This is a genomic window from Sinomicrobium pectinilyticum (assembly GCF_003725735.1).
Classification (GTDB): Bacteria; Bacteroidota; Bacteroidia; order Flavobacteriales; family Flavobacteriaceae; genus Sinomicrobium; species Sinomicrobium pectinilyticum.
Genome location: NZ_RJTM01000002.1, coordinates 184,179 through 198,302, shown reverse-complemented (window position 1 = coordinate 198,302; position 14,124 = coordinate 184,179). Strand labels below are relative to the sequence as shown.

The window sequence follows — 14,124 nt, the reverse complement described above, 5'->3', positions numbered from 1 at the left end:
AAGGAATGCCCTTCTTTTTTAACAAATGTATTTCCGTATGTAATCATTTCTGCGGTTAAAAACCCGTTTCTCATGGTGTAAGTGCTTTATTGGCGTCCAGTTCTGCCTTGGGAACGGGCCACTGGTATCCTTTGGACGGGTCGTAAGAACGCGAGAATACCGAATAGACTTCGTATGAAATATTATTGGCTTTCGGGGAAAGTTTGTCAGGCCTGAAACCACGCAGATCGGCATTGTAGACTTCTTCCCCTATATCCCAGCGCATTACATCAAATATCCGCAGCCCTTCAAAGGCAAATTCCACTCTTCTTTCGTGACGGATGACCGCCATCAGTTCTTCCGGCGAAAGTCCGGTACCTTCCACATCTTCAACCTTGGGCATCATCACGCTTTCCCTTTGACGGACCTGGTTGATCAGGGCATACACCTCTGCTTCATTATAGCTTCCCTGCTCCACCAGGGCTTCTGCTTCCATGAGCAATATATCGGCATAGCGGATAATGACGGGATTAACTCCGGAGGCGTTCTGAACACCGTTATCAGAATAATCCACGTATTTCCTTACCTTGAAACCGGTAAAATTAGCATTTTGCTGTTGTATGGGATAATACACTACGGGTTCTCCCGTCTGCGGGTTGTAATCTCTTATGGAATAAGGCACTACAAGCGAATAATGCAGGCGGGGGTCACGATCCTGAAAACGATTGTCATATCCTCCTTCTTTTATATATTCGGAAGGTGCTGCCAGTCCGCTTGATCTCACCGTAGGATCATATAATGTATTATCCGGATCGTTGATAGACAAACCGTTCGTGGAATAAAACTGTTCATACAGGTCATGTCCCACCATATAGCCGCTCCAGGAACGGAAACGGGTATACCACTGGTTAGACAACCCGAAATCCCTTGAGTCTTTTTCGAACTGCATATCAAATATGACTTCCTTATTAGCAGCCTCTCCTTCGGGCAGGAACAACAGCTTGTATTCCGGCATAATCTGGTATACGCCCAACTCCCTTACTTTCTTACAATAATCTGCGGCTTCCGCATAACGCTGGTTAAACAGCAATGCCCGGGCCTTTATGGCCAAAGCTGCCCCCCTGGTTGCCCTCCCCCTGTTATCATCCGAATAGGTAACAGGCAGCAATCCGGCTGCTGTTTCCAGGTCGTTCAATACCATTTCTAAAATTTCCGGTTTGGGAGTCAGCGGTTTATTGCTTCCTTCCAGTCCCTCGGGCTTCGTACGCAGGGGAACATCGCCAAAAAAGAATGACAGATCAAAATAAGCCAGGGCGCGCAGAAACAGGGCTTCCCCCTTGTATTGGTCATAGCTGCTCTGTGGCATCTCCACATCATCTATATAATGTAATACGGTATTAGCCCTCAGGATCACCTTATAATCTCTCGACCACTTATTGCCTATCTGGGGGGTTTCATTGTTATAGTTTCTCGTCCACAATAACTGATAATCCACAAAATAACCGTCGTCTACGATAAAATCGGTAAACAGGGGTTCGTAAATATCGGAAATATAGGCCTTATAAATACCATTTACGGCTTCCCTGATGTCCTTCTCATTATTAAAATTGTCCGGCGACAGAAAGTCTATGGGGTTGCGATCCAAATATTCGTCGTCGCAGGAAAAGGTTAAAAATAAAAGGCCTGTAAAAACGAACCATATGATGTTTTTCTTTTCCATGAGTTTAAAAATTTAAGTTTAGCCCTATAGTGTAACTCGAAACCTGCGGGTGAAACGCCGCGGTAACATTATTATAACTGCGTTCGGGATCAAATCCGTCAACAAAAGGCGTCAGGAGCAACAGGTTTTCCGCATTGAAAAATATCCTGCAGCGATCTACCTTATACAACTGAATAAATTTATCGGGAAGGTCATAACTGAACTGTACGCTTTTGAGACGAAAATAGGATGCGTCGTAAATGTTATAACTGGTAACCAGGGCATCGCGGGTCTTATCCACGTATAATCGCTGGTATTTATTTGAAGGGTTTTCATAGGTCCAGTGATGATTTGCTATTTCCTTGCTCAACGGGCCCTGCGTATTAAAGAACGGAGCTATTACATTACCATTCATATATGCATCTGCCCCGACAACTCCCTGGCCGATAATATTCAGACCGAACCGTTTATAGGAAAGGTCTATCCCGAACCCATACTGATATTTGGGCAGCGGGTTACCGATCAGAGTCCGGTCATCCGGGGTAATGGCCTTATCACCGTTGGTATCGGCAAGTTTTATATCTCCCGGAGCCGGATTATCCATTAGTCCGGATTGGTCGGCGTAACCATCTTTTAATATATACTCACGCTCGGCATGCGGAATAGCCGGGTCACTATCGCTTTGCCATATGAAATCGGAAACCTGGTATATTCCCTCTGTTTTATAACCGTAAAACGATGAGAAAGGATGCCCCACTACGCTCCGGGTATTGGCCGTATGGTCTACGAAAGGCAATCCGCCCAGGTCGGTGAGTTTGTTATTGAGGTAGGTAAAGTTAGCAGAAACAGCATAATTAAAACCATCTGCAAGATAGGGAGACTTGTAATTTACACTTACTTCCACTCCTTTATTGATCATGGTGCCAATGTTCTGGTATGGAAGTGTACTTACACCCAATGAAGGCGGTACTGTGACCCTTGCCAGAATATCATAGGTCTTTTTCCGGAACACATCAGCTTCCAGGCTCAGCCTGTTCCAGAGGGAGAGATCGAACCCGATATTGACCTGCTCGGTGGTTTCCCAACGCACCGACCTGTTGGCCAGCAGGTTTGTTCCCCTGCCGGGAACAATGGTGTTTCCGAAGGCATAGTACTCCTGTCCGCTCATTTCATCTGCAAAGGCATACGGGGTCCAGATATTCTGGTTCCCCAGGCGGCCCCATGATCCGCGTAGCTTCAGGCTCATAAAATCAAGTTTTTCCATGAATTTCTCTTCACTTACACGCCAGGCCAGTGAGAGCGATGGAAAATTCCCCCATTTATTACCTTCGGCAAAACGAGAAGAACCATCCCTCCGGAAATTAAATTCCAGCAGGTACTTGCCATCGAAAGCGTAGTTAAACCTTCCGAAATAGGAAGCCGTGGCAAATTCATTAGCCACACTGTTTAAGTAAAACGTATTGGGGTCACCGAAATTAAAGATCGGGGCATTGCTGGACAATTCGCGTACGGAGCCGTCGTCTCTTTTGTAGATGGTTTCCAGTTTTTCATGGGCCGCAAAGAACTGCATGTCGTGTTTCCCGATGGACAAGGCATACTCCAAAGACAACAACAGGGTATTCCGGTCTCTTTGCAACGACTGTTTTTCCAGTGATGATAATCGTTTGTTGGTACTGCTCTCCAGGAAATCTCCGGCCGTGTAGAACTCCGGGGAATAATTTTCGTAATGGCTTATCAGCTTGTTATTGGCCATCAGTACTTTTCCCTTCAGGTTTTTAACAGGGGTAATTTCTACGGAAGCTCTTGTATTGAGTTGATTCCCCAATGTTTTTGTTCCCCCGCCAAGTTCTTTCCCGGCCAGGTACCGGGCGGGGTAACCGTATAAATTCGCTTCTCCTGTCTCCGGATCATTGGAGCGGACAAAAGTGGTCGGTATCATTCCGGCGATCTGTGCCATCACCGTATTGGTCCTGTCGGTCAATTCATCTACACGATCCCGGTAACCGTTTGCCCCTATGGATACGGTTACCTTATTATTAAAAAAGTTTCCCCAAAGATTACTGTTAAAGGACAAACGGTTTGCCCCGGTTCCGATCAGTACTCCTTCCTGATCTTTATAGGATATGGAATTTGAGATCCCATAGTTTTTTCCCCTGGCACGTAAAGCAACATAATGATCCTGCATAGTTCCTTGTTGGAAATACACATCGTACCAATCGGTATTAGGATATTGGGGATCTGTCTGGCTCCGGTATTTTTCAATACTTTCTTCTGTAAAAGCGGCAGGTTGGCCTACATTCTGCCGGGCCTCGTTCATTAATGTAGCATAGGTCCACGAATCGACGATCCCGGGCAGACGTGTAGCCTGACTAACGGAAAACGTTCCCTTATATTCCACCTTCAATTCACCGCTTCCGCCATTTCCTTTTTTTGTCTCGATCAATATGACGCCGGCAGACGCCCTTGAACCGTAAATTGCGGCAGATGCGGCATCCTTTAATATGGAAACAGAAGCTATATCATTAGGACTTACATCATTCAGGCTTCCCTGTACACCATCTATAATAACCAGTGGCTGGTTGTTATTGTCTATCGATGACACTCCCCGTATACGTATCTCGGCCATATCATCACCCGGTCGTCCCGAATTCTGTACAACTCCCATACCGGCAACTTTTCCCTGTAACAACTGGTCTACCGAACTCAATGCCCTGCCTTCTACCTCGTCTACCGATACTGACGTTACCGCTCCCGTAAGGTTGGCCTTTTTCTGTGTACCGTACCCTATGACCACCACTTCATCGAGAGCGGCCACATCCTCTTCGAGTTGTATGTTGATTTCGGTACGACTATCGACATTGACTTTCTGTTTACTGTAACCGACATAGCTGAACACCAATACGGCATCGGGAGCGGCAGTAATGGAGTACGCTCCATCCATATTTGCCACTGTCCCGGTGGCGGTTCCCTCTACTACTATATTGGCAAAAGGTATAGGTTCACCATCTGCCGTAGTAATTGTACCGGAAACCGTAAGTTCCTGGCCCCATGCACAATTAATACACAGACCGGCCAATAGTACCAATAATAGATTTTCTCTCATCTTATGGTTTTTTAATTTATAGCGATTGATTAATTACGGATCTACATGTGACGTGTTTGCAAACCCGCCGATTCTTTCCGGTTCGAAAGAGGTATCCGTAGTCAGCAAGATTCTGTCGCATCTTGCAAAATATTGTGAACTGTCATAAATCTCCAGGACATTCACCCCCGCATCCAGAGTAAATTCTCCTCCCGATTGCCATTCGTACCCCACTTCTCCGTGTGTGCCAAATTCAACAGGGGATACTTCTCCGTTTACGATCATTTTAAATTTTCGTGCTCCCTGTTGTGTATCAAAGTCCCTGGACCTTACCCATAACCTGTACACACCGGGTTCGTCAACCACAACTCCTGTAGTGGCTTTGAGATCAGTAGAATTCCGTGTAGCGTCAAAACCTGTAAATCCTTTCAATACCACGGTGCGATCTATATCTTTTTCCACCTTCCAGTTATTGATATCCGCAAAGTCCTCGGCTTCCATCCACAGGTCTGTCCCGTTTGACTGCTGGGGCCCCCGAAGTGAATCCAGATACTGAAGGAACTCAACTTTTCTAACATGATATTGAGACGGGCTTATCTCATAAGCCCGAATGTAATCTACATACATGGCTCCGTCTCCTGTGGCATTTGTTTCAGAAGCTATGGAAGTAATCCACAAGTAGACATCGTGCTGGGGTGCATCACGGATATCTATGGTCTTTAATAATTCCCCGTCAAGAAAGTAGTTAATATAATCCGGGCTATACTCAAAACCATAGGTATGAAAATCCTGTGACAAATCGGAGGTAGCCTCATATGTGCCTTCGCCAATCGACCCCATATAGACCGAAGACCCTCTGAGCGTTGACCAGTCTATGGCCCCGTAGCGAAACTTAGTATTGGGAAAATCGCCATAGTGTTCAAAACAGTCTATTTCTATACGTGCACCCGTACTGTCGGCATATATCGGATCGGGATCATCAAACCCGCTTTTTCCGATGGCCCAGAAAGATTGGTGCCAGCCATACCCGTCATCCAGCTTTGCACTGATCTCATAATAGCCGTAACTATTCGGTTGTTTGGTGATAATTCCTCCTCCGGTGAAAGGTTTGCCCTGGTAATTTTCTTCCTCAAGGAGAATTTTCAGGGTATCGTCATTAACCACCACATTATCCGGCCGCTGACAACTCTGAAATTTGCAGTCCGTACGGTACTTCCATCTTGTACTGTCGAGAGTTTTACCGCAAAAATTATCTTCCCATACCAACGTGTAGCCGGGTAGCGTTGCAGTGTAAGTCATCGCATCTTCCCCTGTAATCACATCGGATGTCTCAAACGACTGTTTCTCACAACCTGCCAGTAAAATGACAGCTATCATTAAAAAGTTAACCGATGCTTTTTCCCCGGAGCAGAAAACCCGTTTCAACAACGGTTTTAGTCTGATTGACCTGTACGGATCAATACATCCGTACCAAAGATTTGTAATTGTTTTCATAATTTTAGTCTGGTTTGGTGTGGTCTGTTTTAATGGCAATGATAGCGGAATAAAATCAAAACACCAAATTATTTATGTAAAAAATTATCATATCTTCAATTATCCTGGTTTGGTCTGCTCTTTTTCTTGTTTTAGACACACAAAAAGGGTAAATTTGTCATTTATTAATAAACACTATAATAACATATAGTTGGAAAAGGCTCCTGAATCTACGCCGAACAATACCGGTAACATGCACCGCTTAAAGTACCTGCAGCTGGTTGATTATATCATGTCGCTGGTAGAAGAGGAAAAATTAAGCATCAATGACCGGCTTCCTTCTCTTGCCCAACTCACCAGCCGGCTCAAAATAAGTAAGGAAACTGCTTTAAAAGGTTTGAATTACCTCTCGGAGAAGGGAATTATAGAATCGGAATACCGCAAAGGCTACTATTTAAAGCGTATCAAACAGCATTTGCCCTACCGGGTGTGCCTTATCCTGGATAAGATGAATATCCTCCGCGACCAGGTTTATCAATCTTTTCTGGAAACCATAAAAGATCACGCCGATGTGGATGTATTCTTTCACCATCATAATTTTAAGGTATTTGAAAAACTGGTCGAAGAAAACCTGAACAACTATACGCATTTTGTCATAGTAACATATTTTAAGGAAGACCCGGCAACAGTACTAAGCAAAATACCTCCGCATAAACGGGTGATTATAGATCACCGGGAAAACACGCTGGAAGATGAACATACCTGTATCTACCAGGATCACAAATCGGACATCCGGGATTCCCTGACCACATTATTACCGCAACTGGAAAAATATAGGCGACTGGTGCTGGTGGTTCCGCCGGAAGCTTTTCATGCCAGCGACCTTATAGAAGGTTTCGAATCCTTTGCCGCGCAGTACAACAAAGAGTACCGGATCATTCACGGCATAAATGAAAAAACAACCCAAAAAGGCGATGCCTACATCACTTTCAACCGTTATGACAAGGATGATGTGGATATTATAAAGATTACCCGGAAAAAGAACTGGAAACTCGGCAAAGACATCGGCCTGATCTCCTATAATGATACTGCTGTCAAAGAGGTCCTGGAAAATGGGATCACAGTAATCAGTTCTGATTTCCGGAAAATGGGAGAAGAGGCGGCCAAAGCAATATTAAACCGTACAACCGTAACGCTTCGCGACCCGGCTAAAGTTATTATTCGCAACTCATTATAATGTATCTAAAGTTATTTTCTTTCTGTTAAGCAGTGGTTTCAATTAAGGTGAATAATGTTAAACTTATGGACTACTAGTGTTCTATTTGTTTATTTTAAGGCTTTTAAAAAGCTCCTCTCTTGAGATCAAGGCCTGTGCTGAACCAGCCGAAGTGGAGGTCATCCTGATTTCAATCGGGATCGGAGGGTTTGAAAGTTCTTCCGGTCTTGCGGCAGATGTCGTTTCGTATAGAAGATTACAGGTCTTCCCTTTGAAGTTGCAGACTAAGCAAAAAATGTCGGACTATCAGTAAGCTTTTCCCCGGTTTTAAATTCATCAGGTATTTCATGAGACATTGTGTAGGTTAAGTTAGTGTCTGTCCATAGTCTTTAGTTTGGAAAGATACCTCATTCCTCGTGAATTTATCCGGCTTTCCCATGACGATTTTATAAAACCGTAAAAAAACCGGCAATCCCGGAACAAGTTTGCAAGACATACACCGGAAGACCGGATAAAACATTCTGACGCAAATATCAGAACACTTTAAACCTCTATCAATAAGCTAAATAAGCACACTCTATTCGCCCTTCAGGACCTCTGCCGGATTACTCTTCGCTGCCTTTATCGTCTGGGACCCGATCATAATAAATGCGATAAATAATACCACCAGCAAACCGACAAACAATTCGGCAGCATGAACGGGCGTATGATACGGAAACCTGGTGAGCACAACGTTTTCGAAAAAGAGATAAGTAACGGGCAGCGCAATGATGGCCGATATCGACAGCAGTACGATAAAACCACGGCTCAATAAGTAGACAAGCTTGCCGGAACTTGCACCCAGCACTTTACGGATACTGATTTCCTTCAGCCTGGTTTCGGTAGTGAACGCCACCATTCCGAACAACCCCATCGAGGCGATGGAGATAGCGAGGAATGAAAGGAAACCAATAATCTTCATCATGGCAGAAAGTTCGCTGTATGCATCTTCTATTGCCGCGTCATAAAATTCAGCCTGAAAAGGGTGAACAGGATCGATCTTCTTCCATGCAGCCTCAATTCCGGCCATCGTGGTCGGCATGTCTGTACTTCGTATCCTGACATTAACAATAGCCCTGTCTTCCGGTGTCCAGAACTGGAATGCGACCGGCTCAATGAGATCCTGGACTTTACCGTAATGAAAATCTTTTATAACCCCGACAATGGTCATTTTGCGTTCCTCCGAGAAATCGGGGGGGTATGACAGCACAATCTCCTCCCCGATCGCGTTCTCCGGATCATCGGCACCTATATTAAACCGTTTTAAGACCTGCTGGTTAACGATGACTTCCCTCGCGGCATTGGCTGTAGTGGGCCGTCCAATGAAATTTCCTCCCGCAATGAACCTGTATTCGTGCAGAGGCAGATAATTTTCGTCCACGTGATTGGTCAGGACCATGGCGGAGTCGCGTGAATCCCTGTATTTCATAAAAGTACCCCATGCATTTCCGATGCTGGTGACAATCATTGACCGGGACAGGGCGGTTACTTCCGGTATCTCACCCAGTTCGTCGAGAAGCCCTGCAGTTTTATTTCCCTGCATATCGATGTTCAGGATATTTTCTGTTTTGAACCCCAGGTCAAATGCCAGAATGTTCTTGTACTGCACATAGCCGATGGCGGTTGCCGTTATAAAGATAAGGGTAATCGTGTATTGAATCACCACCAGGGCACGTCTGAGCGATACGTGTTTGAGTACTTTCACCGGTGACACATTTCTGAGCGCATTGATCGCACTGACTTTCGAAAAAAACAGTGCAGGCATAAATCCGGCAATAATACCTACGGTAACCGAAAAAATAATAAAAGCTATGACCATGGACGGAGACAGTTCGAGCTTCACCAGGTGTTGCATCTCCGGTGCCATCTTTATCAGCTGCGGCCGCAATATGAGAAATATAAAAAATGAGAGAAGAAGGGCTGCCAGGGAGATCAGGATCGCCTCCACCAGGAACTGTTGCCGTATCTGGCTTTTTCCCGCACCGATAGCTTTGCGAAGACCCACTTCCTTAAAGCGCCGCATGGCACGTGCTATGGTGAGAATGGTATAGTTGAAACATGCCGACAATATCACAACCAGTGCGAGCCCGCCGAGTATCCATAGTACAACCGGGGGCATGTGCGGACCAACCGGGCCCATGGATACGAGATCTTCTCCGATCACAATTTTGTATAAAGGGAGAAGCTCGAGTTGGATTTTGGTACTTTTTTCAGCGAGATTTTCTTCCTTTGCAATTTTATCAAGTTGCGAGCGGATTGAAGGCATATCTGCATTTTCCGGCATCAGGAGGTATACGTAGTTCGACGACATGCTTGTCCATGCCCCGAAATCAGTATCATCTTTGTTTATTTGTTCGGCCGAGGAGAACGACACCAGTGCTTCAAATTTGATATGCGAAAAGAAGGGAACGTCCTTCATTACACCGGTCACCTTGTAATTGAGCGTATCGAATGCAATCGCCTTACCAAGTGCCGGTTCGTCGCCGAACAGTTTTTTGGCTGCCGTCTCCGTGAGAACGATCGAGTAAGGTTCTTTCAGCGCCGTGCCGGGATTGCCTTCCAGCATCGGGAACGTAAATATCCTGAACAGCGACGGTTCCGCCCAAAAGCCCTCTATAGGAAGAATATTATCGGCAACCTTCGCATCCTGCGCAAAACCGTTGCGCAAAATAGCTACTTCTTCGATGCCGGTCACCTTCTCCCGGATAAGCTTTCCGGCCTTTATTGACGTAGTTGCAACCTTGCTGTTTTGTTCACTGTTAAAAGTAGTTATATTGGTAATGCGGTAAATCCGCTCACCATTCCTGTTGAACTTATCGTACGAATACAGGTCTAACATGAACGCGATCAGCAGTAACCCCACCGACATACTGATGGCAAGGCCAATAATATTGATCGATGAGAAGAGTTTATTGCGTACTAGGTTACGTCCCGATGTTTTGATATAGTTTCCGATCATAATCCGGTGGATAAAAAGACAGATAACTCCTGGTCTTCATACTGCGCGCTAATAGTAATAACAATTATGCCAAACATATAACTATTAATGAATCAGCACATTGAATTTAATCAGTTTATCTTCCCTGTACGGTTTCGGTACACCTGGTGTTCGCTGGCAATACACTTTAAGGAGGTAAAAACTAAACCACTCCTATGACTTGAAGTCCATAGGTTTGTGACAGACCGAAAGTCTGTTTGGCCACGGGTTCACCAATATTTTTATAAGTACAATCCCATATTCATTCGTGATTTCGTGGCATGAATAACTTTTTAGAACTGAAAGAAAGAAGCACTAAAGCACATAGTTTTAAACTTTTTTTGTGACCTGTAAATATTGTATTGATGTAAAAACTATTTTTAAAATATTGACAAATGAGTTTTTCAACAGGAAAAAGAAAGACAACCCCTTTTTTGCTGTTTGTCAATCACAGGGGTTGCCTCTCCGAATGCCGGTTTATTCTTTCAGATTATACCAAAACTATCTGGTGATGGGCAATGCCAGCATAAAACTACTTTCTCCGAGATGCTTTTTGCCAAACATATCCGTAGCCCGTACTTCGATCTTATGTTCGCCTGTTTCCAGTTTGACGGGGATATTCCCTTTCCACAGATGTGTGGATTTTACAGGATTGGAAGATCGCCTTCCTGCGAACAGGGTATCGGTGGTATCCCATTCATAGACCAGCTTTACATATGACGGATCGGCTTCTTCCACATAGGTCATCGGTTTCCAGTCACCATTGTCTATACGGTACTCCACGGTATCACCCGCGCTTCCCATAAAAAAATTCACATAAATCCCGGCCTGGGTCCTGCGTCCTTTGGCCACTACTTTGGGAGCGAAAATTTCCATTTGATAGTCTTTGGGCTTCCCGGCTACTTTGTAATCCACTTCATAAGTGTTTCCGGTGAAGTGAATAAAGGCATACCCCTTGGGAGTCCCATCGCGCATCGTAGAAACCGGAATTCCCCGGTCGTTCAGTTTTCCCGAATACCAGTCTCCCGAAGTTGTTCCCACATTATATTCATGATGTGCGTTCTCTCCTTTCCAGCCGTCTTTTTCGGTGAAGAAATCCTGTTTCTGAATATGGGTATGTGCCGAAAGAGATAGGGTATTCGGAAAATCTTTCAATAAGTCAAACAGTTTTTGCCTGTCCTCATCTATAAAAGCATCGCCCTCTCCCGGTTCGCTGAGCGGTATGTGAAAAGCCAGGACTATCAAATGATCCCTGGGTACCAGCCGTAAATCATTTTCTACGAACTGAAGCTGATCTTTTCTGAAACCGCCCCAATATCCTTTATCATCCCGCGGATCGGGATAAATAATATCATCCAGGATAACAAAGTGGACCTTGCCATAGTTAAAGGCATAATTATTAGGCCCGAAATGCGCCTCATAAGTTTCATCGGAAAGTTTGTCTTCTTCCGCATCAAAATTCATATCATGGTTCCCCATAACATTATACCAGGGGATGCCTGCTTTTTTCGTAGCCGCTATATACGGGTTAAACAAACTCAGGTCGTTTCCTACCAGGTCTCCCAGGCTCAGGCCGAAAGCAACATTTTTTATACCTTCTACCTCGGTGACCACACCGCGGGCAAAATATTCCATTTCTTCCGAAGTGTAAGGCTGGGGGTCGCCGAATATCAGCGTGGTGAATTCCTGTGGTTCTTCAACAGCATACAACGCGAAGTCTACGGATCCGGGCAATTTTCCCGTAGGCTCCACTCCCTTGAATTTTAAACCGGGGCTTCCTTTTGGCTTATGGATGTAAAAGAATTCCGGCAGGTTGTTCTCATCCACCGGAACGGCATAACCTGCCGGTTTTATTACCGAAATAATGTTATCGTCATCCACAGGCAATTCGTACTTTCCTTCGAAATCGGTCAGAACGACATCCGTCCCGTTGGTAACAGCAACTTTTTCTATTCCTCGTTCTGTTTTATCCTTTTTCCCGTTTTTGTTCAGATCATTAAAAACGGTTCCCGTTACACGCTCCTGCGTATACCCCATAAGGGTAAAAAAAGCACATACAGGGACTAAAAATTTGTTTTTCATAGTGGTTAGTAATTAGGATTCTGACTTAAGTTAGAGTTTAATATCCGCTCATTTTAGCGTACAGGAAACAATCTCATACGGGCTAAAATATTACAGGCAATTTTCAACAAAGGCTCCCAATATGTTCCATACAGTAAATGCAGGGCGTTCTGGTCCGGCTTTTTTATTTGGGTTAAAAGGGCTGCTGTGGATATATTACCTGATGAAGACACCCTGCAAAATAACTGTAATTTATTTTCTCATAAGTTAACAGAAAGTAAATTAACATGAATAATGGATGAGAAAAAAGCTCTCATCTTCAGTCCAAGAGAGGAACTTTTTAAAAGATTTAGAATAAACAAGTGGATCACTTGTAATCCATAAGGCTAAACATTCTTCACGTTAAATTATAATGACATTTAATGACCAAACCTGTCCCGGTCTTCCGGGGAGTCGTAGCTTTTTAATGCCCCCGGGTTCCGGGGAGCAATTCTTTTGGCAACACTTCCTTCCAGAAATTTCCGCAGCGATTTTCCCCCGTTCCGGTAAAAGCGAGGTAGTTTTTTCAGGGATGCGGCTTCATAAATAGTAATAAGGGGTTCGGAGACCCGGCTTTCGGGATGATGGAAGCAAACAGCATCGTGTTCCGGGGAACGCGCCATGAACAACTGTTCCATGTCACCCTGCGTAAGTGCCGGGTAATCACAGCCAAGGACAAAAAAAGATTTCCCGGGGAAATGCCGTATGGCGGTAAGTACCCCGCTCATCGGCCCGCAACCGGTATAAGCAGCTTCGTCGGAAAGAAGTGACCTGTTTTTTATATAAGACCCGGGGAGCGCGGTATTGGAAGAGATCACCACCTGCTCGCAGAATACATCAAGCAGTTGGGCCACGTGGGCGAACTGGGGTTGGCTATGGTACTCTAACAACGCCTTGTTCTTCCCCATCCTGCTGCTTTCCCCTCCGGCCAGCACCAGGCCGTAAAGCGGGGCCAGGGTATTATGGTTCTCCCGGGAAAAATTGTCTTTCTCCCGGTACAAAGGAACGGTGAATATGCAGACCGGATTGCTTTTCATACGGATGTGTGATCGATGAACCTAAGGTACGGTAAAAAATGCGGAAATCACCCTGCAAACAGACATGAAATAAACCACCTTACCTCAAAAGGTGCAGAGGTTTTATAAACAACGAAAGTACTTTTTGATTAAGTTTTCGGGTTCGCGAGTTCTTAGTCTTTAGTCCCGGAACACCATAAAAAACTAACAACCCATCAACTAAACAACTCAATGACCCCGGGTATTATTTAAAAACTCCCTCACCGGGACTAAACAAGCCAAGGGACGGGTGAAACATCATAAGAGGGTAGAGCCGTCTAAAACGTCTTGAAGTTCTATCAAAACCACAAAGCGCACGAAGTAACACAAAGGAACCAAAGCATAGAACGTGTCCTAATCAACTATTTATTTCTTTGCGAACTCTGTGTATTCTCTGCTGACTTTGTGGTTAAAAACCTTTTCAGACATCTTCCTGCTCTGGCTTTGCTCCATACAGGCTATATGGATATGTTACATGTCACTTGCCGGGAAGCCGTTGTTATA

7 protein-coding genes are annotated in these 14,124 nt (G+C 44.8%); 1 reads left to right on the top strand and 6 read right to left on the bottom strand.

Translation table 11 applies throughout. The annotated features are described in order from the left end of the window. Positions 1-70: 70 nt before the first annotated feature. Genes ED312_RS00810 through ED312_RS00800 form a run of 3 tightly spaced genes read right to left on the bottom strand, consistent with a single transcriptional unit; the run spans position 71 to position 6,254 of the window. A complete protein-coding gene (locus ED312_RS00810) occupies positions 71-1,699 on the bottom strand; it encodes a RagB/SusD family nutrient uptake outer membrane protein (protein WP_123214084.1) in 1,629 nt (542 codons plus the stop codon). 4 nt (positions 1,700-1,703) lie between these two features. After that, complete coding sequence (locus ED312_RS00805; RefSeq protein ID WP_123214083.1) at positions 1,704-4,781, bottom strand: SusC/RagA family TonB-linked outer membrane protein; 3,078 nt, start codon at positions 4,779-4,781, stop codon at positions 1,704-1,706. A 33-nt stretch (positions 4,782-4,814) separates the two neighbouring features. Then, positions 4,815-6,254 (bottom strand): family 16 glycosylhydrolase, encoded by a 1,440-nt coding sequence (locus ED312_RS00800; protein WP_123214082.1) that lies wholly within the window; start codon positions 6,252-6,254, stop codon positions 4,815-4,817. A gap of 232 nt (positions 6,255-6,486) precedes the next feature. Between ED312_RS00800 and ED312_RS00795 the strand changes: the two genes are divergently transcribed. Then, positions 6,487-7,470 carry a substrate-binding domain-containing protein gene (locus ED312_RS00795; protein ID WP_123214081.1) on the top strand — a complete coding sequence of 328 codons (984 nt, stop codon included), beginning with the start codon at positions 6,487-6,489 and terminating at the stop codon, positions 7,468-7,470. Between the two features lie 556 nt (positions 7,471-8,026). Here the strand turns inward: ED312_RS00795 and ED312_RS00785 are convergent. The 3 genes from ED312_RS00785 to mobA form a co-directional block, all read right to left on the bottom strand. Continuing rightward, positions 8,027-10,447 (bottom strand): ABC transporter permease, encoded by a 2,421-nt coding sequence (locus ED312_RS00785; RefSeq protein WP_123214079.1) that lies wholly within the window; start codon positions 10,445-10,447, stop codon positions 8,027-8,029. Positions 10,448-10,966: 519 nt separating this feature from the next. Beyond that, positions 10,967-12,547 (bottom strand): calcineurin-like phosphoesterase C-terminal domain-containing protein, encoded by a 1,581-nt coding sequence (locus ED312_RS00780; protein WP_123214078.1) that lies wholly within the window; start codon positions 12,545-12,547, stop codon positions 10,967-10,969. Positions 12,548-12,945: 398 nt separating this feature from the next. Then, complete coding sequence (mobA, locus tag ED312_RS00775) at positions 12,946-13,602, bottom strand: molybdenum cofactor guanylyltransferase (protein ID WP_123214077.1); 657 nt, start codon at positions 13,600-13,602, stop codon at positions 12,946-12,948. Positions 13,603-14,124 lie beyond the last annotated feature (522 nt).